General features: G+C 58.4%; 22 protein-coding genes (1 of these 22 only partly in view). 10 read left to right on the plus strand and 12 right to left on the minus strand.

Going from position 1 to position 21,088, the window contains the following annotated elements; all coding sequences use genetic code 11:
- Nucleotides 1-918, minus strand: the 5' portion of a protein-coding gene (tyrS, locus tag QFX16_RS26270) for a tyrosine--tRNA ligase (protein ID WP_283181878.1). Its footprint begins 282 nt before the window's first position; only the first 918 of its 1,200 coding nucleotides appear in the window; the start codon lies at nt 916-918; the stop codon falls past the left edge of the window.
- Nucleotides 919-1,130: 212 nt separating this feature from the next.
- Between tyrS and QFX16_RS26275 the strand changes: the two genes are divergently transcribed.
- Nucleotides 1,131-2,567: a peptidoglycan DD-metalloendopeptidase family protein gene (locus QFX16_RS26275; protein WP_283181879.1), complete on the plus strand. Its 1,437-nt coding sequence runs from the start codon at nt 1,131-1,133 to the stop codon at nt 2,565-2,567.
- 3 nt (nt 2,568-2,570) lie between these two features.
- Nucleotides 2,571-3,662, plus strand: coding sequence for an anhydro-N-acetylmuramic acid kinase (locus QFX16_RS26280; protein WP_283181880.1), 1,092 nt, complete (start codon nt 2,571-2,573; stop codon nt 3,660-3,662).
- An 80-nt stretch (nt 3,663-3,742) separates the two neighbouring features.
- On the opposite strand, the gene erpA is transcribed toward QFX16_RS26280, so the two are convergent.
- Nucleotides 3,743-4,093 (minus strand): iron-sulfur cluster insertion protein ErpA, encoded by a 351-nt coding sequence (gene erpA, locus QFX16_RS26285; protein WP_007947969.1) that lies wholly within the window; start codon nt 4,091-4,093, stop codon nt 3,743-3,745.
- Nucleotides 4,094-4,261: 168 nt separating this feature from the next.
- Nucleotides 4,262-5,296, minus strand: a complete 1,035-nt coding sequence (gene argC, locus QFX16_RS26290; protein ID WP_007941665.1) for an N-acetyl-gamma-glutamyl-phosphate reductase — start codon at nt 5,294-5,296, stop codon at nt 4,262-4,264.
- 135 nt (nt 5,297-5,431) lie between these two features.
- Here argC and hemJ point away from each other — a divergent pair, with 135 nt between their 5' ends.
- The 6 genes from hemJ to coq7 all read left to right on the plus strand — a co-directional run bounded on the left by hemJ (nt 5,432) and on the right by coq7 (nt 9,960).
- Nucleotides 5,432-5,860: a protoporphyrinogen oxidase HemJ gene (gene hemJ, locus QFX16_RS26295; protein WP_046045400.1), complete on the plus strand. Its 429-nt coding sequence runs from the start codon at nt 5,432-5,434 to the stop codon at nt 5,858-5,860.
- A gap of 33 nt (nt 5,861-5,893) precedes the next feature.
- Nucleotides 5,894-6,862 (plus strand): NAD(P)H-dependent flavin oxidoreductase, encoded by a 969-nt coding sequence (locus QFX16_RS26300; RefSeq protein WP_283181881.1) that lies wholly within the window; start codon nt 5,894-5,896, stop codon nt 6,860-6,862.
- Between the two features lie 86 nt (nt 6,863-6,948).
- The gene (locus QFX16_RS26305) at nt 6,949-7,914 is read left to right on the plus strand and encodes a DUF805 domain-containing protein (protein ID WP_283181882.1); all 966 of its coding nucleotides are present in this window, start codon (nt 6,949-6,951) and stop codon (nt 7,912-7,914) included.
- A 62-nt stretch (nt 7,915-7,976) separates the two neighbouring features.
- Nucleotides 7,977-8,765 carry an SDR family NAD(P)-dependent oxidoreductase gene (locus tag QFX16_RS26310; protein WP_283181883.1) on the plus strand — a complete coding sequence of 263 codons (789 nt, stop codon included), beginning with the start codon at nt 7,977-7,979 and terminating at the stop codon, nt 8,763-8,765.
- 82 nt (nt 8,766-8,847) lie between these two features.
- The gene (locus QFX16_RS26315; protein ID WP_008147240.1) at nt 8,848-9,186 is read left to right on the plus strand and encodes a histidine triad nucleotide-binding protein; all 339 of its coding nucleotides are present in this window, start codon (nt 8,848-8,850) and stop codon (nt 9,184-9,186) included.
- A gap of 126 nt (nt 9,187-9,312) precedes the next feature.
- The gene (gene coq7 / locus QFX16_RS26320; RefSeq protein ID WP_008147238.1) at nt 9,313-9,960 is read left to right on the plus strand and encodes a 2-polyprenyl-3-methyl-6-methoxy-1,4-benzoquinone monooxygenase; all 648 of its coding nucleotides are present in this window, start codon (nt 9,313-9,315) and stop codon (nt 9,958-9,960) included.
- Between the two features lie 85 nt (nt 9,961-10,045).
- Here the strand turns inward: coq7 and speD are convergent, their stop codons facing one another.
- Nucleotides 10,046-10,840, minus strand: coding sequence for an adenosylmethionine decarboxylase (gene speD / locus QFX16_RS26325; protein ID WP_283181884.1), 795 nt, complete (start codon nt 10,838-10,840; stop codon nt 10,046-10,048).
- Nucleotides 10,841-11,002: 162 nt separating this feature from the next.
- Nucleotides 11,003-11,425, minus strand: a complete 423-nt coding sequence (locus QFX16_RS26330) for an OsmC family protein (protein WP_007941657.1) — start codon at nt 11,423-11,425, stop codon at nt 11,003-11,005.
- 231 nt (nt 11,426-11,656) lie between these two features.
- Between QFX16_RS26330 and crp the strand changes: the two genes are divergently transcribed.
- Nucleotides 11,657-12,301 carry a cAMP-activated global transcriptional regulator CRP gene (gene crp, locus QFX16_RS26335; protein ID WP_283181885.1) on the plus strand — a complete coding sequence of 215 codons (645 nt, stop codon included), beginning with the start codon at nt 11,657-11,659 and terminating at the stop codon, nt 12,299-12,301.
- Here crp and QFX16_RS26340 read toward each other — a convergent pair.
- The 4 genes from QFX16_RS26340 to QFX16_RS26355 all read right to left on the minus strand — a co-directional run bounded on the left by QFX16_RS26340 (nt 12,298) and on the right by QFX16_RS26355 (nt 15,552).
- Entirely contained in the window at nt 12,298-12,999 is a 702-nt protein-coding gene (locus QFX16_RS26340; RefSeq protein WP_283181886.1) for a lipoate--protein ligase family protein, read from the minus strand. The genes crp and QFX16_RS26340 overlap by 4 nt on opposite strands.
- Nucleotides 13,000-13,066: 67 nt before the next feature.
- Nucleotides 13,067-13,903: an indole-3-glycerol phosphate synthase TrpC gene (gene trpC / locus QFX16_RS26345; protein ID WP_283181887.1), complete on the minus strand. Its 837-nt coding sequence runs from the start codon at nt 13,901-13,903 to the stop codon at nt 13,067-13,069.
- Nucleotides 13,900-14,949, minus strand: a complete 1,050-nt coding sequence (gene trpD / locus QFX16_RS26350) for an anthranilate phosphoribosyltransferase (RefSeq protein WP_283181888.1) — start codon at nt 14,947-14,949, stop codon at nt 13,900-13,902. The genes trpC and trpD overlap by 4 nt, the downstream gene beginning before the upstream one ends.
- A 9-nt stretch (nt 14,950-14,958) precedes the next feature.
- Nucleotides 14,959-15,552 (minus strand): aminodeoxychorismate/anthranilate synthase component II, encoded by a 594-nt coding sequence (locus tag QFX16_RS26355; RefSeq protein WP_033056198.1) that lies wholly within the window; start codon nt 15,550-15,552, stop codon nt 14,959-14,961.
- A gap of 405 nt (nt 15,553-15,957) precedes the next feature.
- On the opposite strand from QFX16_RS26355, the gene estP reads away from it, so the two are divergent.
- On the plus strand, nt 15,958-17,865 hold the full coding sequence (gene estP, locus QFX16_RS26360; protein WP_283181889.1) for an esterase EstP: 1,908 nt from the start codon (nt 15,958-15,960) through the stop codon (nt 17,863-17,865).
- Nucleotides 17,866-18,041: 176 nt separating this feature from the next.
- Here estP and trpE read toward each other — a convergent pair whose 3' ends face one another.
- The 3 genes from trpE to rpe all read right to left on the minus strand — a co-directional run bounded on the left by trpE (nt 18,042) and on the right by rpe (nt 21,084).
- Nucleotides 18,042-19,523, minus strand: a complete 1,482-nt coding sequence (trpE, locus tag QFX16_RS26365) for an anthranilate synthase component I (protein WP_283181890.1) — start codon at nt 19,521-19,523, stop codon at nt 18,042-18,044.
- A gap of 71 nt (nt 19,524-19,594) precedes the next feature.
- Nucleotides 19,595-20,413: a phosphoglycolate phosphatase gene (locus tag QFX16_RS26370; protein ID WP_149629954.1), complete on the minus strand. Its 819-nt coding sequence runs from the start codon at nt 20,411-20,413 to the stop codon at nt 19,595-19,597.
- The gene (rpe, locus tag QFX16_RS26375) at nt 20,410-21,084 is read right to left on the minus strand and encodes a ribulose-phosphate 3-epimerase (protein WP_008035979.1); all 675 of its coding nucleotides are present in this window, start codon (nt 21,082-21,084) and stop codon (nt 20,410-20,412) included. Before rpe ends, QFX16_RS26370 begins: the two co-directional genes overlap by 4 nt.
- Nucleotides 21,085-21,088: the final 4 nt, after the last annotated feature.

Raw genomic sequence — 21,088 nt, forward strand, 5'->3', positions numbered from 1 at the left:
GGCCGCAGCCTCTTCACCATGGAAACGCGCAACGATCTCTTCGGCCAGCTTGATCTTGATATCACGCGGATTGGCACCCGCCTCGACATCAGCACGGAATGCATTGATCTCATCCATGGGGCGGAAACTGAGCAATTCGAAGTAGCGCCACATCAGCGCATCCGGAATGGAAACCAGCTTGCCGTACATCACACCCGGCGCTTCCTGAATACCCACGTAGTTGCCCAAGGACTTGGACATTTTCTTCACGCCATCCAGACCTTCGAGCAGCGGCATGGTCAGAATGCACTGAGCCTCTTGACCATATCCACGCTGCAGTTCACGCCCCATCAACAGGTTGAACTTCTGATCAGTACCACCCAGCTCGACGTCCGCGCGCAAGGCGACCGAGTCATAACCCTGAACCAGCGGATAGAGAAACTCGTGAATGGCAATTGGCTGATTGGTGGTGTAGCGCTTATCGAAGTCGTCGCGCTCGAGCATGCGAGCTACGGTGTACTGCGAAGTCAGGCGAATGAAATCGGCCGGCCCCATCTGATCCATCCAGGTGGAGTTGAACGCAACTTCGGTTTTCGCCGGATCAAGAATCTTGAAAACCTGGGTCTTGTAGGTCTCGGCATTCTCGAGAACCTGCTCGCGGGTAAGAGGAGGACGTGTCGCACTCTTGCCACTCGGATCGCCGATCATCCCGGTGAAGTCACCTATAAGGAAGATCACCTGATGCCCCAGCTCCTGGAACTGGCGCAGCTTATTAATCAGCACGGTATGACCCAGGTGCAAATCCGGCGCGGTCGGATCGAAGCCTGCCTTGATACGTAGCGGCTGGCCACGCTTGAGCTTTTCGATCAGCTCGGACTCGACCAACAGTTCTTCCGCACCACGTTTAATCAGCGCTAGCTGCTCTTCAACCGACTTCATAACAGACCCGCATGGCTCGAATTCAAAGGGAACCAACCATACAAGATCGCGCGTCAAATACAAGTTTTGCCCGGCGCACGGACGCCAATCCGCGACCACAGCGTTTGCGGACTTGCTTCAGAGATGATTTGGTTATATTTTATACAGTTATTTCATCTTCATCATGTCATTCATCTTTTCCAATTCATCTTTTTCAAAGTCAAAAATTACCTATGACCAAAGAATCGTCTAAAGCGCCGCCGCTTTACCCGAAGACCCACCTGCTCGCAGCAAGTGGCATCGCCGCCCTTCTGAGCCTGGCGCTTCTGGTATTTCCTTCCAGTGATGTTGAAGCCAAAAAGACGACCCTGAGTCTTGAACTGGAAAGCCCTGCTGAACAACTGACACAAGATCAAGACGCTGCCGAGGCCGTCCAGGCCACAAATGAGCCAGCAGCTTCCCCTTTCGCGCAGATCGAAAACAGCGCCGAAGAACCCCAGGAAACCGCTCAGGCCGCACCGGCGCCAGCATCCACGCCCGCCCCTGCGATCGAAGAAAAAAAATCTCCAAACCATAGGGAAGTGATCGTTTCTAAAGGCGATACGCTCTCCACACTGTTCGCGAAAGTCGGCCTTCCGGCAACTTCGGTGCATGAAGTACTGGCCAGCGACAAACAGGCCAAGCAGTTCAGCCAACTCAAACATGGCCAGAAACTTGAATTCGAACTGAGCCCCGATGGCCAGCTGACCAACTTGCACAGCAAGGTCAGCGACGTCGAAAGCATCACCCTGATCAAGAATGACAAGGGTTATGCATTCAACCGCATTACCGCCAAGCCTACCGTGCGCTCCGCCTACGTTCATGGCGTGATCAACAGTTCGCTGTCGCAATCCGCTGCACGTGCAGGCCTGTCCCACAGCCTGACCATGGACATGGCCAGCGTGTTTGGCTATGACGTCGACTTCGCCCAGGATATTCGCCAGGGTGACGAGTTCGATGTCATCTACGAACAGAAAGTCGTCAACGGCAAGGCCGTCGGCAATGGCCCGATCCTTTCCGCGCGCTTCACCAACCGCGGCAAGACCTACACCGCCGTGCGTTACATCAATAAACAAGGCAACAGCAGCTACTACACAGCTGACGGCAACAGCATGCGCAAGGCGTTTATCCGTACGCCGGTGGACTTCGCCCGCATCAGTTCGAAATTCTCCATGGGCCGCAAGCACCCAATCCTGAACAAGATCCGCGCCCACAAAGGCGTCGACTATGCAGCGCCGCGTGGCACCCCAATCAAGGCAGCCGGTGACGGCAAAGTGTTGCTGGCCGGACGCCGCGGTGGCTACGGCAACACCGTAATCATCCAGCACGGCAATACCTACCGCACGCTGTACGGCCACATGCAAGGCTTCGCCAAAGGCATCAAGACTGGCGGCAGCGTCAAGCAAGGCCAGGTGATCGGCTACATCGGCACCACCGGACTCTCCACCGGCCCGCACTTGCACTACGAGTTCCAGGTCAATGGCGTACACGTCGATCCATTGGGCCAGAAGGTAGCGATGGCCGATCCGATCTCCAAAGCTGAACGCGCACGTTTCCTCGCGCAGAGCCAACCGCTGATGGCGCGTATGGATCAAGAGAAATCCACGCAGCTGGCTTCGAGCAAGCGATAAGCCATGACGCTCTATATAGGTGTGATGTCCGGGACCAGCCTCGACGGCCTGGATATTGCGCTGGTTGAGCTAGCCCCGGCGATCAAGCTGGTCGCCACGCACTACATTCCCATGCCTGACTCCCTACGCACCGAGCTGCTTGGCTTGTGCAGTAGTGGCCCGGACGAGATTGCCCGCTCCGCCATTGCCCAGCAGAACTGGGTGAAGCTGGCAGCACAGGGCATTCACACCCTCCTTGATCAACAAAACCTGGAGCCCGAAGACATTCGTGCAATCGGCAGCCACGGTCAGACCATTCGCCACGAACCCGCGCGCGGCTTCACGGTGCAAATCGGCAACCCTGCCCTACTGACGGAGCTGACCGGCATCACCGTGGTCAGCGACTTCCGCAGCCGCGATGTGGCCGCCGGAGGGCAAGGCGCGCCACTGGTTCCAGCCTTCCACGAAGCGTTGTTCGAAGAACAGCCTGGCAATCGTGCGGTATTGAACGTCGGCGGTTTCAGCAACCTAAGCCTGATCGAGCCCGGTAAACCGGTAGCCGGTTTCGACTGTGGTCCAGGCAATGTTCTGCTGGATGCGTGGATTCACCAGCAACGCGGCGACAACTTTGATCGCGACGGCCAATGGGCTGCCACCGGTAAGGTCGAACCGATTCTTTTGAAAGAATTGCTCAGTGATCCGTTCTTCGTGACCAAAGGCCCGAAAAGTACCGGTCGCGAAGTATTCAACCTGCCATGGCTGACACAGCACCTGACACAGCTGCCGACCTTCGCCACCGAAGACGTGCAGGCAACGCTGCTTGAACTGACCGCCCTGACCATCGTCGAATCACTGCAAAGCGCCCAATCAGACACCCTGGAACTGCTTGTCTGCGGCGGCGGCGCGCACAACACCACGCTGATGAACCGCTTGGCCAGCTTGCTGCCGAACGCCAAGGTCACCAGCACCGCGGCTTACGGTGTAGACCCGGACTGGGTCGAAGCCATGGCTTTCGCCTGGCTGGCACATTGCTGCCTTGAAGGCATCGCGGCCAATCGCCCGAGCGTCACCGGCGCCCGGGGCCTGCGCGTACTCGGTGCCATTTACCCTGCCTGACTAGCCATACCGAATCCCGGACAGCAAAACGCCGCAGAGCCCTGAGGCCATGCGGCGCTTGGTGATGCGATGTATTGCGATCAGATCGAGAACGAAGAGCCGCAGCCACACGTGGTGCTGGCGTTCGGGTTCTTGATCACGAAGCGCGAACCTTCCAGACCTTCCTGATAATCCACCTCGGCACCTGCCAGGTATTGGAAACTCATCGGGTCGACCACCAGACTCACACCTTCGCGTTCGACGATGGTGTCGTCATCGGCCACTTCTTCATCGAAGGTGAAGCCGTACTGAAAACCTGAACAACCACCGCCCGTAACGAATACGCGCAGCTTCAAGCGATCATTCCCCTCTTCATCGACCAGGCTCTTCACCTTGTGCGCGGCACCGTGGGTGAATTGCAAAGCCGTGGGGGTGAAGGATTCGACGCTCATGCTAACTATCTCCCGGCGTTACGCCGCCATAATGCGTGATGACGCGCATTATCCGCTTCTCCTAGAAAATCGGTCAACTATTGTTACGGTATATCAATCAACACATTTGCCCGCCCGAAATGCAAAAAAGCCCGTCAGACGGGCTTTTTTGCTGAGCAGGATAAAGCCTTACGGCAGCATGCCTGCATGGGACAGACCCAAGCGCTCATCCAGACCAAACAGGATGTTCAGGTTCTGCACCGCCTGACCCGACGCACCTTTGACCAGGTTGTCGATCACCGACAACACCACCACCAGATCACCATCCTGCGGACGATGCACCGCAATACGGCAAACGTTGGCACCGCGCACACTGCGGGTTTCCGGATGGCTGCCAGCAGGCATGACATCGACGAACGGCTCGTTGGCATAACGCTTTTCAAACAGCGCCTGCAGATCCACGGAGCGGTCCACGACTGTCGCGTAGAGCGTCGAGTGGATGCCTCGAATCATTGGCGTCAGGTGCGGAACGAACGTCAGACCGACGTCTTTGCCCGCGGCACGACGCAGACCCTGGCGGATTTCCGGCAGGTGACGGTGACCTTTGACGGCGTAAGCCTTCATGCTTTCCGACGTCTCGGAGTACAGCGAACCTACAGACGCGCCACGACCGGCACCACTGACACCGGACTTGCAGTCAGCGATCAAGCGGGTGGTATCGGCGAGACCGGCTTCAAGCAATGGCAGGAAACCCAATTGCGTAGCAGTCGGGTAGCAACCCGGCACGGCGATCAGACGAGCCTGCTTGATCTGCTCGCGATTGACTTCCGGCAAGCCGTAAACCGCCTCTTCCAGCAGTTCCGGCGCGCCGTGCGGCTGACCGTACCACTTGGCCCACTCATCGGCGTCTTGCAGACGGAAGTCCGCCGACAGGTCGATGACTTTGGTCCCGGCTGCCAACAGTTCGCCGGCCAATGCATGGGCAACACCGTGAGGCGTGGCGAAGAACACCACGTCGCAAGCGCCCAGCGTCTTGATGTCCGGAACGCTGAACGCCAAGCCATCGTAATGACCGCGCAGGTTCGGATACATATCAGCCACGGCCAGACCGGCCTCGGATCGGGAAGTGATGACGACCACTTCTGCTTGCGGATGCTGTGCCAACAGACGCAGCAGTTCGACACCGGTGTAACCCGTGCCGCCGACGATACCGACCTTGACCATAAACCTGCCCTCAACGAACCCACTGGAAAGCCGTCGATAATAGGGGCCACGCGGCTCTGCGACAACCGTCAAGGTGACGTGCGGCGGCACAAGCCTCTACTATTCGGGCTACCGTGAACCTGGGAATAACTAAAAATGCTTTATCTGTGGCTCAAAGCGCTTCACATCGTCAGCATGGTCTGCTGGTTTGCCGGCCTGTTCTATCTGCCGCGCCTGTTTGTCTATCATGCCCAAAGCGAGGACACCGTCAGCAAGGAACGCTTCAGCATCATGGAGCGCAAGCTGTACCGCGGCATCATGGGGCCGGCGATGATCGCCACCTTGATTTTCGGCATTGCACTGATCGGCCTGAACCCAAGCATATTCAGTCAGGGTGCGTGGATTCACGCCAAGTTGACCCTGGTGGTGATCCTGATCGGCTACCACCACATGTGCGGCGCTCAGGTGAAACGTTTTGCCCGTGGCGAGAACACCCGCAGCCATGTCTTTTATCGCTGGTTCAATGAAGTGCCGGTTCTGATATTGCTGGCTATTGTAATTCTGGTCGTCGTTCGGCCGTTCTAACTCCAATAAGCACAACTCACCGGGGTACTTCCAATGTCGCTGCCCGCTCTGCTCGAACAACGTTTGCGTCTACCTGTGGTGGCAGCGCCAATGTTCCTGATCTCCAACCCAAAACTGGTGCTCGCCTGCTGCCGTAATGGCGTGGTGGGCAGCTTTCCTGCGCTGAACCAGCGCGAGAGCAGCGGCTTCAAGGCCTGGCTGGAAGAGATCGAAGCAGGATTGGCGACACTGGATAACCCCGCGCCTTACGCGGTGAACCTGATCGTCCACAACAGCAACCCGCGGCTGCAAGCGGACCTTGCGATCTGCATCGAGCACAAAGTGCCGATCGTGATCACCAGTCTCGGCGCTGTGAAAGAACTGGTCGATGCAGTGCACAGCTATGGCGGTCTGGTGTTTCATGACGTGACGACTCGTCGCCATGCAGAGAAAGCTGCCAAGGCCGGGGTCGACGGTTTGATCGCCGTGGCAGCAGGTGCCGGTGGACACGCCGGAACCTGGAGTCCGTTCTCACTGATTGCCGAGATCCGCCAATTCTTCGACAAGACCCTGCTGCTGGCCGGTTGCCTGAACCACGGTCACGAGATTCTTGCGGCACAATTGCTTGGTGCGGATCTGGCCTACTTCGGTACGCGATTTATCGGCACCACCGAAAGTCATGCGTCTGACGCCTATAAAGAGATGCTGCTGACTTCCAGAGCCGCGGACATCGTCCATACTCCAGCGGTGTCGGGAGTACCGGCGAGCTTTATGCGTCAGAGCCTTGAGGCAGCAGGTTTCGACATGGCAGCGCTGCAAGGCAAGGGCGAGGTGAACTTCGGCTCCAAACTCAAGCCCATAAGCGATGAAGCCAAAGCCTGGAAAACCGTCTGGTCCGCAGGCCAGGGTGTCGGCGAGATTGATGACCTGCCGAGTGTTGATCAATTGGTCGCTCGCCTCGATGCCGAGTACCGAAAAGCACTGGAACTGGCGGCAGCGCTGCCCAAGCGCTGGCCACGCTGACAGGAAAACTTGGCCAGCCCATTCCGGCTGGCTTTACACTCCATCCGCAATACTCCCTAAAACATTCGCGACAAGGATGCCTCGCAATGAGCGAAAACCGTTTCAAGATCGTGTTCGACGGGGCTCTGCTGCCAGGTGTTGACGTCACCACCGCCAAGCTCAATCTCGCCGAGTTGTTCAAAAGCGATGTGGCCGCCATCGAGCGACTGTTCAGTGGCAAGCCGGTTGCGCTTAAACGCGACCTGTCACAGGTCGACGCGCAGACTTATCTCCAGGCGCTGACCAAAACCGGTATCGATGCCCGGATCGAATCCGAACCCTCGATCGAGCTGAACCTGTCTGACGTTCATGAACACGCCCCTGCCGTCACGGCAGATCCCGAATCCCCTTACGCACCACCCCGGGCTACCGTTGGCGAAGTTTTGCCTGAATTTTCCACACTCAAGCCGTTCAGCTTCGATGGCCGCATTGGCCGCTTGCGTTACCTGGCCTGGACGATGTCGCTGACGCTGGTAACCCTTGGTGTTGGCGCTGTGCTTGCTGTTTTCGGCTTGGCCCTCATCACTACGGACACGACCGCCGGCCTGATTCTCGGTGGCTTGCTGGCCTTTATTCTCTTTGTGGCGCTCGCGTTCGTCAGCATTCAGTTCAGTGTCCAGCGCCTGCATGATATCGGTTGGTCTGGCTGGATCTGGCTACTGACGCTCGTGCCGTTCGTGGGCAGCATCTTTCCGTTCGTGATGGTGATTGTGCCGGGTAATAACACCGCCAATCGATACGGCGCGCCACCACCGCCCAACAGCACCGCCGTCAAGGTCCTGTCTTCACTGTGGCTGGTGTTTATCGCGATCCTGTTCATCGGCGGACTGACCGGTGGCCTTACGACCATTCAGAGCGAATATGAAAGCGCCACCCAGAGCCGCTATGAAAGTGACTCCGTGACCACCGAAGAGATCGAAGATCAAACCGCCGTGGAAGCAGAGCCAGCGCCAAATTCAGCCGACGATGCAGCCGAAGAAGCCCAGCCCCCTGTAGACTCTGCGAAAGAATGAACAGCGCTCCCCGTCCGTGACACCTGCGTCGCCGGCGCGGAGCTGTTGCGATGGAGAAATGCATGACCCGTTACGCTCTGATCACTGGCGCTTCCAGCGGCATCGGCCTGGCGATGGCCGAAGCGCTGGCCCGGCGCGGCCGCAGCCTGATCCTGGTGGCCCGTCAGCGTGATCAGCTGGAAAGTATTGCGATTGAACTGACTCAACGTTTTGGCGTGGAAGTGTTGTTCCGAGCCTGTGATCTCGGCGAGCCGCTACGGCTATCCGGTTTTCTGCTGGAGCTGGAGGAAGGTGACCGACAGATCGATTTGCTGGTCAACTGCGCCGGCATCGGCACCTGCGGCCCTTTTCTGGCTCAGGACTGGATGACCGAACAGGACCTGATCGAAGTGAACATCCTCGCACTCACTCGCCTGTGTCACGCGATCGGCAACAGTATGGCGCTGCAGGGCGGCGGGCAAATTTTGAATGTCGCCTCGGTGGCGGCGTTCCATCCCGGCCCGTGGATGAGTACTTATTACGCCAGCAAGGCTTATGTGCTGCACTTTTCCGAAGGGTTGCGCGTCGAACTGAAAAAATGTGCGGTCAAGGTGTCGGTGCTCTGCCCCGGCCCTACCCGCACGGCGTTTTTCCGCACCGCGCAATTGGACGCTGGCAAACTGGTCGACAGCAAAATGCTGATGAGACCCGAGGAAGTCGCGCTCTACACCGTCCGGGCTCTGGAGAAAAACCGCGCCATCATTATTCCGGGCCGACGCAACCGCTGGCGCGCCTTCCTGCCGCGACTCGGCTCGCGCTGGCTGACCCGGACAATCGCCGGCATGGTCAACAAGGCTTACTGCCCGCGCTGATCGCACCCTCAAGGTAAAAGACTGGGCTCGGGCATAACCCATGGTTACACTCAGGCCAGCCCAAACAACGGAGAAAACAGCTGTGGATACTCTGTTCACCAAGATCATCAACCGGGAAATCCCGGCGAAGATCATTTACGAGGACGACCAGGTACTGGCCTTCCACGACATCGCCCCACAGGCACCGGTGCATTTCCTGGTGATCCCGAAAAAAGCGGTGCGCACGCTTAACGACCTGACCGAGGACGACAAGGCATTGGCTGGGCATATTCTGTTCACCGCCCAGCGTCTGGCCCTGGAACTGGGCTGCGAAGAGGGCTTCCGCGTGGTCATGAATTGCAATCCACTGGGTGGGCAGACCGTCTATCACATTCATATGCATGTATTGGGTCAGCGCCAGATGCATTGGCCGCCGGGCTGATTGCAGTAAGCCCTGTGGGGGCGGGCAATCCCGCTCCCACGAGCACCTGCGTCGCAATGACCCAGCGCAAACCTTCCCCGGCCGATTGGGTTAAACTGGCCGCCGAGATTCTTCCCGGAGGTCAGCATGACTACCCAACGTCACTATTCGCCGATTGACCGCCTTCTGCTGCAAGCCGATGCCGCGATGCGTACCTTGTTGCCCTTCAGTGGTCAGCCGTACCGTCCTTCGCCCGCTATCGTTCAGCCGGATGCGCAAATGAGCGACGAAGACACCCGGCACGTCGCCGGTCTGATGCGCATCAACCATACCGGCGAAGTCTGTGCCCAGGCGCTGTATCAGGGTCAGGCCCTGACCGCCAAGCTGCCGCAAGTGCGCGCCGCCATGGAGCATGCCGCCGAAGAAGAAATCGACCACCTGGTCTGGTGCGAACAACGCATAAAACAGTTGGGCAGCCACACCAGCATTCTCAATCCACTGTTCTACGGCATGTCGTTCGGGATTGGCGCGGTGGCCGGATTGATCAGCGATAAAGTCAGCCTGGGGTTCGTTGCCGCGACCGAGCATCAGGTGTGCAAACACCTCAACGAACACCTTGAGCAACTGCCAGCCGAGGACGAAAAGTCCCGGGCGATCCTCGAGCAGATGCGCATTGATGAAGAACACCACGCCGAAAGCGCGCTGGAGGCAGGGGGTTTCCGCTTCCCGGCACCGGTGAAGTTCGGCATGAGCCTGATGGCCAAGGTCATGACCAAGAGTACTTACCGGATCTGAACTCAGGGCCTTGCTCCTACAAGGGACACTCGCAATAAAAAAGGCGACTGCCGTGAGGGAGTCGCCTTTTTTGTGTTCAGCAATTTTAGTTCGGCATGTTGCGCGCGTAGAAGATTTCCAGCATTTCGTGTTTCACACGCTCGGTCACCTGAGCACGCTGCTCAGACGACAGGTTGTTGGTAGCGTCGCCGAACAGGTAGTTATCCAGCTCGAAGTTCTTCAGCAGCATTTTGGTGTGGAACAGGTTTTCCTGGTACACGTTCACGTCGGTCATCTGGTATGCGTCGCGAGTGTCTTCGGAAAGGTAGTTCTGAATCGAATTGATCTCGTGGTCGATGAAGTGCTTTTTGCCTTCCACGTCACGGGTGAAACCGCGCACACGATAATCCACGGTCACGATGTCCGAATCGAACTGGTGGATCAGGAAGTTGAGCGCCTTGAGCGGTGAAATGACGCCACAGGTCGACACATCAATGTCCACACGGAATGTCGCGATGCCATCGTCCGGATGGATTTCCGGGTAGGTGTGCACCGTGATGTGGCTCTTGTCGAGGTGGGCCAGGATGATTTCAGGCAGCGGGCCCGGGGACTCTTCGATCTGACTGTCGGTCGGGGTCACCGGCTCTTCAGAGATCAGAATCGTGACACTGGCGCCCTGGGGTTCATAGTCCTGACTGGCAATGTTCAGGATGTTGGCACCAATGATATCGACAACTTCTGTGAGGATCTGCGTCAGGCGCTTGGCGTTGTACTCTTTATTGATGTACTCGACGTAAGCCTGTTGGTCTTGCGGGGTTTCCGCGTAGCAGATGTCATAGATGTTGAAGCTCAAGGTCTTTGTCAGGTTATTGAACCCGTGGAGCTTGAGTTTGCTTTTCACCGTTAAAACTCTCTATGCAGTGCGGCCCGGCCGCGTAATCAAGCATGCCAGCGCCACTTTTTCCGGGGTAGTGGCCCCTCAACCGACAGGCCACACACCCGAGCAGACGCCAGCTTTAGATCGCCACAGTCTGCACTGCCTTTATGATAGTTGAATGTCGATTCAACCGAGCTCGATGATCTCGTAGTCATGAGTAATTGCCACGCCAGCCGCTCCAAGCATGATCGACGCCGAGCAATACTTCTCGGCAGACAGCTCGATGGCGCGTTTGACCTGGGCTTCTTTCAAGCCGCGGCCCTTGACCACGAAATGCATGTGGATCTTGGTGAAAACCTTCGGATCTTCGGTGGCGCGCTCGGCTTCGAGGAAGGCTTCGCAGCTTTCAACAGCCTGACGGGACTTCTTGAGGATGCTGACCACGTCGAAATTGCTGCAACCGCCAACACCCAGCAGGAGCATTTCCATCGGCCGGACACCAAGGTTGCGACCGCCGGCATCGGGCGGACCGTCCATGACCACGACATGACCGCTGCCGGATTCACCGAGGAACATGGCTTCGCCAGCCCATTGGATGCGTGCCTTCATCGCCAAGACTCCACTGTATAAAAAAGGGTCGCCAGCTTAGCACAGGGGCCTTGATGGACGGCGTCTCGCCTTCCTACGACGCAAGCCGCTGCGCTGTAGGTAAATTCTCGAATATTGCAGGAAGTGTCTGTTAAGCTGGCGCCAATTCACTGGCGCATAGCCAGCTTTGTAGCAACCTCAGCGACTCATAAGAAAACCAAACACACCGTGAAGTCTTTTCGGGATACAACCATGGTTGCTATTACCCCAACACCCAAAATCAAGAACCTCGACAAGCTGTTGATGCACTGCCAGCGCCGTCGTTATGCGGCCAAAAGCAACATCATTTGTGCCGGCGATCGCTCGGACACGCTGTTCTTCATCATCAAGGGTTCGGTCACCATCCTGATCGAGGATGACGATGGCCGCGAAATGATCATCGCCTACCTGAACACCGGAGACTTTTTCGGCGAGTTGGGCCTGTTCGAACAGGCTGGCCTAGAACAGGAACGCAGCGCCTGGGTGCGCGCCAAGATCGAATGCGAAGTCGCGGAGATCAGCTACGCGAAATTCCGCGAGCTGTCCCAACAGGATCCAGACATTCTTTACGTGCTCAGCGGACAAATCGCACAGCGCCTGCGCAACACCACCCGCAAAGTGGGTGACCTTGCATTCTTCGACGTTACCGGCCGCGTCGCACGCTGCCTCTTGGAGCTGTGCAAGCAGCCAGATGCAATGACCCATCCCGATGGCATGCAGATCAAGGTGACCCGTCAGGAGATCGGGCGGATTGTCGGTTGTTCACGAGAGATGGTCGGTCGCGTACTCAAGGACCTGGAAGAACGCAATCTGGTGGACGTCAAAGGCAAGACCATGGTGGTCTTTGGTACGCGCTAAGCCCTGAACATGTCTGCCAGCAACTGGTGGTACAACGTGTCGAGTCGCCCCAACGCATCAGGTGCTGCATATTTTTCATGAAGAGCAATGTGGCTCTCGGCGCGAACTCGCTGCTCCAGGCCACAGGCTTCATTGAAACGGTTAACCGCCGCAACCATTGACTCACGCTCGTTATCGAGCAACAAAGCACCGTGCACCAACCCTACCGGACGCGTACCGCCCTTGCTCTGGCGCCAGCGTTGAGCCGTGCCGACCATCTTGCGCCCATCAAGGTTGACGTTGAAACGCCCATCACAGAACGCACCCTCTATTTCGCCCAAAGACGAAACGCCGCCCAGTTCATCGAGTAGCTGACAAATCGGATCGCAAAGCCGGCGATAACCGGTTTCGATACGGTTCTGGTCACCCTCACTACGCGGTGGCGCGTAGACCAGTGCGATGTTGATCGTTGAGGCCGATTGCGGCACCGGTTCACCGCCGGTTTCACGCAACAATACCGGCCAACCTGCCGCCGCCGACACTTCGCACGCGGCCTCGAACCCAGGCAGACGATTCAATCGTCGCGGCATGACCAGCGCCTTATCACTGGGTTGCCAGAACAACAGACCAAACTCCGAATCGCCGGTGCACACATGGGCCAACAGATCCTGTTCGGCGAGCAGGCCGGCTTCGACGGTCAAGGCGATGGGCTGGGTCATGGCAGTAGACATCCTTTGTTTGGAGTATAAAAAAGCCGGCATCGCCGGCTTCTTCATTAGGTCACGTTCAGTCGAGTGTAGAACCGCTTACTGCGATACCACGCTCAGGAAAGAACAGACGCTGCAGTTCGGAGCCCGGGCTTTCGGCGCGCATGAACGCTTCGCCAACCAGGAATGCGAACACATCGCTGATTTCCATCAGCTCGACATCGGCCCGGTTGAGAATGCCACTTTCGGTGATCACCAAGCGATCACGCGGGATACGCGGCAACAGATCGAGGGTGGTTTCCAGATTGACTTCGAAGGTGTGCAGGTTGCGGTTGTTGATACCGACCAACGGAGTGTCGAGGGTTTTCAAGGCCCGCTCCAGCTCGTCGCCATCGTGAACTTCCACCAGCACATCGAGGCCGACACTTTTGGCGACGGCAGCCAACTCGGCCATTTTCACGTCATCCAGTGCGGAGACGATCAACAGCACGCAGTCGGCGCCCAACGCTCGGGCTTCAATGATCTGGTACGGATCGATCATGAAGTCCTTGCGGATCACCGGCAGTTTGCACGCCGCCCGCGCCTGTTGCAGATACGCATCGGCGCCCTGGAAGTAATCGATATCGGTGAGCACCGACAGACAGGTCGCGCCGCCCTTCTCGTAACTCTTGGCGATGTCGGCGGGAACGAAGTTCTCGCGGATAACGCCTTTGCTCGGTGAAGCTTTCTTGATTTCTGCAATGACCGCTGGCTGCTTGAGCTTGGCCTGAGCCAACAATGCCTTGGCAAAACCACGGGGTGCATCGGCCGCCTTGGCCAGACTTTCCAGCTCCGCCAGGCTTACGCGAGCGCTACGCTCGGCGACCTCCTGAACTTTGCGGGCCAGAATGTTTTCCAGAACCGTCGGTACACTCATCCCTCATTCTCCACTCTGAATACCGCGGTAAATGCACCCAACTCCTCCAGTTTTTCCCGAGCGAGGCCTGTGTGCAGCGCATCGTGCGCCAGGGCAACGCCTTCTTTCAAACTGCGGGCATGGTCGGCGGCGTACAGCGCGGCACCGGCATTGAGCATAATCATTTCCGCGGCTTTCTGACCATTCTCGGTCTTGCGCTTGCCCAGGGCATCGCGGATCAGCTCCAGCGAGGCCGCCGGGCTATCCACTGCCAGACCGTGCAGGCTCTGGCTCTTCATCCCCAAGTCTTCTGGCTCGACCCAATACTCGGTGATCTGGTCATCCTTCAATTCCGCCACAAAGGTCGGCGCCGCCAGACTGAACTCGTCCAGGCCATCCTTCGAGTGCACCACCAGCACGTGCTTGCTGCCCATACGCTGCAAGACTTCGGCCAGCGGCCGGCACAACGCCTGATTGAACACGCCCACCACCTGATGCTTCACGCCGGCCGGATTCGTAAGCGGGCCGAGCATGTTGAACAGCGTACGCAAGCCCAGCTCCCGGCGCGGGCCGGCGGCGTGCTTCATGGCGCTGTGATGGGTCTGGGCGAACATGAAACCGATGCCGACGTTGTCGATACAGCGTGCTACCTGAACCGGCGTCAGGTTCAAGTAGATACCCGCCGCCTCCAGCAAATCGGCGCTGCCGCTTTTGCCCGAGACCGCACGGTTGCCGTGCTTGGCCACAGTGCAACCGGCCGCCGCGACCACGAACGAGGAAGCGGTCGAGACGTTGAAGATGTTTGCACCGTCACCGCCGGTACCCACCACATCGACGACGCCATCGAGGGTCTTGAGTTCGACTTTGTCCGCCAGCTCGCGCATGACCGACACGGCACCGACGATCTCGTCGATGCTTTCACTCTTCATACGCATGGCCATCATGAACGCGCCGATCTGCGCATCCGTGCATTGACCGGTCATGATTTCGCGCATGACATCGCGCATCTCATCGGTGCTGAGGTCGAGCTGTTCGACGATACGGCTCAGGGCTGTCTTGATATTCATGAAAAGTCCTTAGCGCGTGCCGCCGGTTTGTTTGAGGAAGTTAGCGAACAGCTCGTGACCCTGTTCGGTGAGGATCGACTCAGGGTGAAACTGGACGCCCTCGATGTTCAGTGTTTTGTGGCGCAGGCCCATGATCTCGTCGACCGAACCGTCTTCAAGCTGGGTCCAGGCGGTCAGCTCCAGGCAATCGGGCAGGGTTTCGCGTTTGACGATCAGTGAATGATAGCGGGTGACCGTCAGCGGATGGTTCAGGCCTTCAAATACGCCTTTATCCTCGTGGAACACCGGGCTGGTTTTGCCGTGCATGACCTGACGGGCGCGCACTACATCGCCACCAAAGGCCTGGCCGATGGACTGATGCCCCAGGCAGACGCCCAGAATCGGCAATTTACCGCCAAAATGTTTGATCACATCAATCGACACGCCGGCTTCGTTCGGCGTGCAAGGGCCTGGTGAAACGACGATCCGCTCAGGATTGAGGGCTTCGATTTCGGCAATGGTGAGCTCATCGTTGCGCACGACTTTGACCTGGGAGCCGAGCTCACCGAGGTATTGCACAACGTTGTAAGTAAAAGAGTCGTAGTTATCGATCATCAGCAACATGGCGTTAAGAACCTCTTGAATTCACTGACTTTAATACAGCCTTCGAATGATTTACCCGCAGTGTCCTGCACTTTGTCAGTCGCTGGAGTCGCGCTGCAAAGCGGTTTGTCTTGCGGGTAAAGAAGGCAAAGCGGTAAAGATCCGGCCGGGCCGGCAGAAGGATTCAGGCGCGCCAACGCCAACGGGCGTGTGCCTTGATGACTTGATCCAGAAGTTTGCTGACGATCAACACGGGGAAGGTCTCATTTATACGTCTTGGCACAGTAACTTAGCTGGGCAGAGCGTGCAATATGGGGCGATCGAAGCTCTTGAAACAATTGACGGGTTCGCGCCGAACGGCAACAGGCTCTATAGTTTTTGGCACTGTCGCTTTGCTCACTACAACAATAACAAACGGACTTGCTCATGATCAGACAGACGTTGGCTGTACCGCTTGCCGGCTGCTTGCTCGCTATGGCCTGCACCCAGGCGATCGCGGCGCCCAACCCTTATTCGAATTTCATCGTCTTCGGCGATAGCCTCAACGATGCCGGGCAGTTTACCGACACGGGCGGCCCTCCCGGCTCAACCCTGCGCTTCACCAACCGGACCGGACCGGTTTACCAGGACGGCAGCGGCGAAGCCTACTCCGCCAACTCGACCCAACTGCTGGGTGGAAGGCTCGGGTTTTCACCGGACCAGACGGCCGCGTCAACCTCGGCGGCGCGTGCGAACCAGGGCCTGCCGGACGGAAACAACTGGGCCGTTGGCGGTTACCGCACCGACCAGATCCTCACCTCGATCACCACCGCATCTGCCACGGGTGAACGCACGCGTTCGGGCTATCTGCCGACAAACAACTTCAGCGCCGATCCGAATGCGCTGTATTACATCTCCGGGGGCGGGAACGATTTTCTTCAGGGACGTGTACAAAGTGGCGCTCAGGCGAATGCCGCTGCGGATCGACTGGCCAACAGCGTCCAGGTTTTGCAGACCGCCGGCGCCCGGTACATCGTGGTATGGCTGCTGCCCGACCTGGGTTTGACGCCCGCCATCAATGGCACGCCCCAGCAGACACCCACCTCACTACTGAGCTCTGCCTTCAACCGGCAACTGGTCACCCGTCTCGCGGGGATCGATGCCGAAATCATCCCGTTGAACATTCCGTTGCTGTTGCAGGAAACCTTCGCCGATCCGGCTCGATTCGGTTTTGCTACAGGCCAGAACCTGACGGCGACTTGCTTCAGCGGTAACAGCTGCACCGAAAACGCTACGTATGGCATCAACAGTGCCAGCCCGGACCCCAGCAAGCTGATTTATAACGATGGGGTTCATCCGACCGAAGCCGGGCAAAAACTGATTTCCGACTACGCCTATTCCTTACTCGCAGCGCCTTGGGAGCTGACGTTGTTGCCGGAAATGGCCCACGCTACCTTGCGTGCGCACCAGGATGGACTGCGCAGCCAATGGCAATCGGACTGGGAGAACTGGCAGGCGGTCGGCCAATGGCGCGCGATTGTCGCCGGTGGCGGACAGCATCTGGATGTCGATAGCCAAAGCAGCGGCGCCAGCGCCGACGGCGACGGTTACAACCTGAATATCGGCGGTAGCTATCGTCTCAATGATGCCTGGCGCGTCGGTGTGGCGGCGGGGTTCTATCGTCAGAACCTGGAAGCAGGCAATAACGATTCGGACTACAAACTCAACAGCTACCTGGCCACCGCCTTCGCCCAGTTCCAGCAGAATCGCTGGTGGGCCGATGCCGCGTTGACCGGCGGCAAGCTGGATTACGACAACCTCAAACGCAAATTCGACCTGGGTGCCAGCGAAGGTGCGGAGAAAGGCGATACCGATGGCGATCTCTGGGCCTTCAGCACTCGCCTTGGCTACGACATTGCGCAACCGGGCAGCGAGTGGCACCTGTCGCCGTTCATCAGTGCCGATTACGCAAAAGTGGAAGTCGACGGCTACTCGGAAAACAGCACTCGTTCCACAGCGCTGACCTTTGATGATCAGACTCGCGATTCAAAACGTTTGGGCGCCGGTCTGCAGGGTAAGTATCAGATCACCCCGCAGACTCAAGTGTTCGGCGAGTACGCGTATGAGCATGAATACGAGGATGACACTCAGAAAGTGAACATCGCGCTCAACAGCCTGCCGTCCCTGGACTTCAAGCTGGACGGCTATACACCGCAAAGCCACTTGAATCGCGTGAGCCTGGGGGTCAGCCACAAGTTGACGGCCGATCTGGCACTGCGTGGCGGATACACGTTCCGCAAGGATGATGACTTTACCCAGCAAGGGCTTACCGTTGGGGTTGCGCTGGACTTCTGATCCGGCAAACAGCAGGCACAAAAAACGCGGCGCCCTCACAGGTGCCGCGTTTTTTTTATGCTGGGAGGCCCTTGTGGGAGCGAGCCTGCTCGCGAAAGCGGTGGGTCAGACAACATCAATGTTGGCTGTGCTGGCCTCTTCGCGAGCAGGCTCGCTCCCACAGGTTTTGCGTGAGCTCAGGCGTCCGGGGTTTGCTCGGCCAGGGCTACGGCGCGGAACATTGCGCGGCGCTTGTTCAGGGTTTCTTCCCATTCCAGCGCCGGTACCGAGTCGGCAACGATGCCGCCGCCGGCCTGCACGTGCAGTTCGCCGTTCTTGATTACCGCGGTGCGGATCGCGATCGCGGTGTCCATGTTGCCGTTCCAGGCGAAATAGCCAACGGCGCCGCCGTAGACACCACGCTTGACCGGTTCCAGTTCGTCGATGATCTCCATCGCGCGGATCTTCGGTGCGCCAGACAAGGTACCCGCCGGCAGAATCGCGCGCAGTGCGTCCATCGCCGTCAGCCCTGCCTTCAGTTGACCGGTGACGTTGGACACGATGTGCATCACATTGGAATAACGCTCGATCACCATTTTTTCGGTGAGTTTCACCGAACCGATTTCCGAGACCCGACCGGTGTCGTTACGACCCAAGTCGATCAGCATCAAGTGCTCGGCAATTTCCTTGTCGTCGGACAGCAGGTCTTTTTCCAGCGCCAGGTCAGCCTCTTCATTGGCGCCCCGAGGACGGGTGCCGGCGATCGGGCGCACGGTGATCAGGTTGTCCTCGACCCGCACCAGCACTTCCGGCGAACTGCCGACGACGTGGAAGTCGCCGAAGTTGAAGAAGTACATATAAGGCGTCGGGTTGAAGCAACGCAGCGCCCGGTAAAGATCGATCGGCGCAGCCTTGAAGTCGATCGACATGCGCTGGGACGGCACGACCTGCATGCAGTCACCGGCCAGGATGTATTCCTTGATGGTGTCGACGGCTTTTTCGTAATCGTCCTGGGTGAAGCTCGAACGAAACACCGGATCAGCAGACTGTTGCTTGCTGAAATCCAGGCCACGGCGCGGCGTGATCGGCTGACGGAGTTTTTCCAGCAGCTCTTCCAGACGCGCCTGACCTTGTTCGAAAGCATCGTCCTGCGAGGGATCGGCCAGGACAATCGCGTGCATCTTGCCGGCGAGGTTGTCGAATACCACTACCGCGTCAGAAACCATCAGCAGAATGTCCGGCACGCCCAACGGATCCGGGTTCGGGCACTTGCCCAGACGCTTCTCCACATACCGCACACAGTCGTAACCGAAGTAACCCACCAGGCCGCCGTTGAAGCGCGGCAGGCCAGGGATGGTCGGCACGTTGTAGCGAGCTTTGAATGCTTCGACGAAGGCCAGTGGATCTTCGGCTTCGTGGCTTTCGATCTCGATGCCGTCATGGGTCACGCTGATGTGATGGTCATGAACCCGCAGCACGGTGCGGCACGGCAGACCGATGATCGAGTAACGGCCCCACTTCTCCCCGCCCTGCACCGATTCCAGCAGGTAGGAGTTGGGCTCGTCGGCCAGCTTCAGGTAGATCGACAACGGCGTGTCGAAGTCGGCGAGGGTTTCGCAGGCAAGCGGGATGCGGTTATAGCCAGCAGCGGCCAAACGCAGGAATTCTTCGCGGATCATGGGGTAGCCTCGTGGCTTGAGGGTCTAACAGTCAGGTATGCAAACGCGCCGGTATGCCGGCCAGGAACAAGTCAGGCGCGCCAACGCCAGCGGGCCAGGGCCTTAATGACTTTCATCCAGAGTTTGCGAGTGACCACCACGATGGCGTTTCCAGAAGGGGGTTGAACAGCGTCGGGCAACGTTATCTCAGCGGCCGGATCCAGGCAACCGGGAATTAACTTGCGCAGATCGTCGATCACCAGCGCCGGCGACTCTTCGGCAATCGGCCGGCCATGGTTATAGCCGTAACTGAGCGCCACGCATTTGACCCCGGCCGCTTTTGCCGCCAACACATCACTGCGCGAATCGCCGACGAACAAGGATTGCGACGCCGGGATGTTGGTCATTTTCATCACGAAAAACAGCGCGGCCGGGTCCGGCTTTTTCTGTGGCAGGGTATCGCCGCCGATGATCAAGCGGAAATAACGGCCGATTTTCATCTGATCCAGCAGCGGCGCGACGAAGCGCTCCGGCTTGTTAGTGATCAGCGCCATCTCGACACCCTGCTTGTGCAGCCATTTCAGGGTGTCGCGCACGCCGGGGTAAACCACCGTCAGCTCGTGACCGTCCTCGTAAAAACCGTTGAACAGCTCCAGGGCATGCTCGGCCTCGACCTCATCGACACCCTCGGCGTCGATGTGGTTGGCCAAGGCCCGGCGTACCAGCGTGTGCACGCCGTTGCCCACCCACTCACGCACCGATTCGATGCCGGCCGGTTGACGCCCGAGTTTGAGCAGCATGTTATCCACAGCCGCTGCGAGGTCGGGGACCGAATCGATCAGCGTGCCATCCAGATCGAACATCACCAGCCGCGGCAGAGACCCCGGGAACAGCTGCTCAAAGCCACTCATGGACGGGCCAGCGCCAGTTCGGAACGCATCTTTTCAATCACCTCTTGGTAGTTCGGTGCATTGAAGATCGCCGAGCCGGCGACGAAGGTGTCGGCGCCAGCAGCGGCGATTTCACGAATGTTGTTCACGTTCACGCCGCCGTCGATTTCCAGGCGGATGTCACGCCCGGAAGCATCGATCAGCGCCCGCGCTTCACGCAGCTTGTCGAGGGTGCCGGGGATGAACTTCTGCCCGCCAAAGCCCGGGTTGACACTCATCAGCAGGATCATGTCGACCTTGTCCATCACGTACTTGAGCACGTCCAGCGGGGTCGCCGGGTTGAACACCAGGCCCGACTTGCAGCCACCTTCGCGGATCAGTTGCAGGGAGCGGTCGACGTGCTGCGTGGCTTCCGGGTGAAAAGTGATGTAAGTCGCGCCGGCTTCGATGAAGTCCCCGACGATACGGTCCACCGGGCTGACCATCAGGTGAGCGTCGATCGGCGCGGTCACGCCGTACTTGCGCAACGCGGCACACACCATCGGGCCGATGGTCAGATTCGGCACGTAGTGGTTGTCCATGACATCGAAGTGCACGAAGTCGGCGCCAGCGGCCAGGACGTTGTCCACTTCTTCACCCAGGCGGGCGAAGTCGGCGGAGAGAATCGACGGAGCAATTACGAAGGGCTGCATGACG

Origin of the sequence: Pseudomonas svalbardensis (genome assembly GCF_030053115.1) — a bacterium.
Lineage (GTDB): Bacteria > Pseudomonadota > Gammaproteobacteria > Pseudomonadales > Pseudomonadaceae > Aquipseudomonas > Aquipseudomonas svalbardensis.

What these genes read in the sequence shown, in the direction of transcription:
- QFX16_RS26355 (WP_033056198.1), bottom strand. Translation starts at nt 15,552, where the DNA reads ATGTTGCTGATGATCGATAACTACGACTCTTTTACTTACAACGTTGTG.
- QFX16_RS26370 (WP_149629954.1), bottom strand. Translation starts at nt 20,413, where the DNA reads ATGAGTGGCTTTGAGCAGCTGTTCCCGGGGTCTCTGCCGCGGCTGGTG.
- QFX16_RS26275 (WP_283181879.1), top strand. Translation starts at nt 1,131, where the DNA reads ATGACCAAAGAATCGTCTAAAGCGCCGCCGCTTTACCCGAAGACCCAC.
- QFX16_RS26305 (WP_283181882.1), top strand. Translation starts at nt 6,949, where the DNA reads ATGAGCGAAAACCGTTTCAAGATCGTGTTCGACGGGGCTCTGCTGCCA.
- QFX16_RS26300 (WP_283181881.1), top strand. Translation starts at nt 5,894, where the DNA reads ATGTCGCTGCCCGCTCTGCTCGAACAACGTTTGCGTCTACCTGTGGTG.
- trpC (WP_283181887.1), bottom strand. Translation starts at nt 13,903, where the DNA reads ATGAGTGTACCGACGGTTCTGGAAAACATTCTGGCCCGCAAAGTTCAG.
- QFX16_RS26340 (WP_283181886.1), bottom strand. Translation starts at nt 12,999, where the DNA reads ATGACCCAGCCCATCGCCTTGACCGTCGAAGCCGGCCTGCTCGCCGAA.
- rpe (WP_008035979.1), bottom strand. Translation starts at nt 21,084, where the DNA reads ATGCAGCCCTTCGTAATTGCTCCGTCGATTCTCTCCGCCGACTTCGCC.
- estP (WP_283181889.1), top strand. Translation starts at nt 15,958, where the DNA reads ATGATCAGACAGACGTTGGCTGTACCGCTTGCCGGCTGCTTGCTCGCT.
- QFX16_RS26280 (WP_283181880.1), top strand. Translation starts at nt 2,571, where the DNA reads ATGACGCTCTATATAGGTGTGATGTCCGGGACCAGCCTCGACGGCCTG.
- hemJ (WP_046045400.1), top strand. Translation starts at nt 5,432, where the DNA reads ATGCTTTATCTGTGGCTCAAAGCGCTTCACATCGTCAGCATGGTCTGC.
- crp (WP_283181885.1), top strand. Translation starts at nt 11,657, where the DNA reads ATGGTTGCTATTACCCCAACACCCAAAATCAAGAACCTCGACAAGCTG.
- trpD (WP_283181888.1), bottom strand. Translation starts at nt 14,949, where the DNA reads ATGAATATCAAGACAGCCCTGAGCCGTATCGTCGAACAGCTCGACCTC.
- QFX16_RS26310 (WP_283181883.1), top strand. Translation starts at nt 7,977, where the DNA reads ATGACCCGTTACGCTCTGATCACTGGCGCTTCCAGCGGCATCGGCCTG.
- argC (WP_007941665.1), bottom strand. Translation starts at nt 5,296, where the DNA reads ATGGTCAAGGTCGGTATCGTCGGCGGCACGGGTTACACCGGTGTCGAA.
- QFX16_RS26330 (WP_007941657.1), bottom strand. Translation starts at nt 11,425, where the DNA reads ATGAAGGCACGCATCCAATGGGCTGGCGAAGCCATGTTCCTCGGTGAA.
- coq7 (WP_008147238.1), top strand. Translation starts at nt 9,313, where the DNA reads ATGACTACCCAACGTCACTATTCGCCGATTGACCGCCTTCTGCTGCAA.
- erpA (WP_007947969.1), bottom strand. Translation starts at nt 4,093, where the DNA reads ATGAGCGTCGAATCCTTCACCCCCACGGCTTTGCAATTCACCCACGGT.
- trpE (WP_283181890.1), bottom strand. Translation starts at nt 19,523, where the DNA reads ATGATCCGCGAAGAATTCCTGCGTTTGGCCGCTGCTGGCTATAACCGC.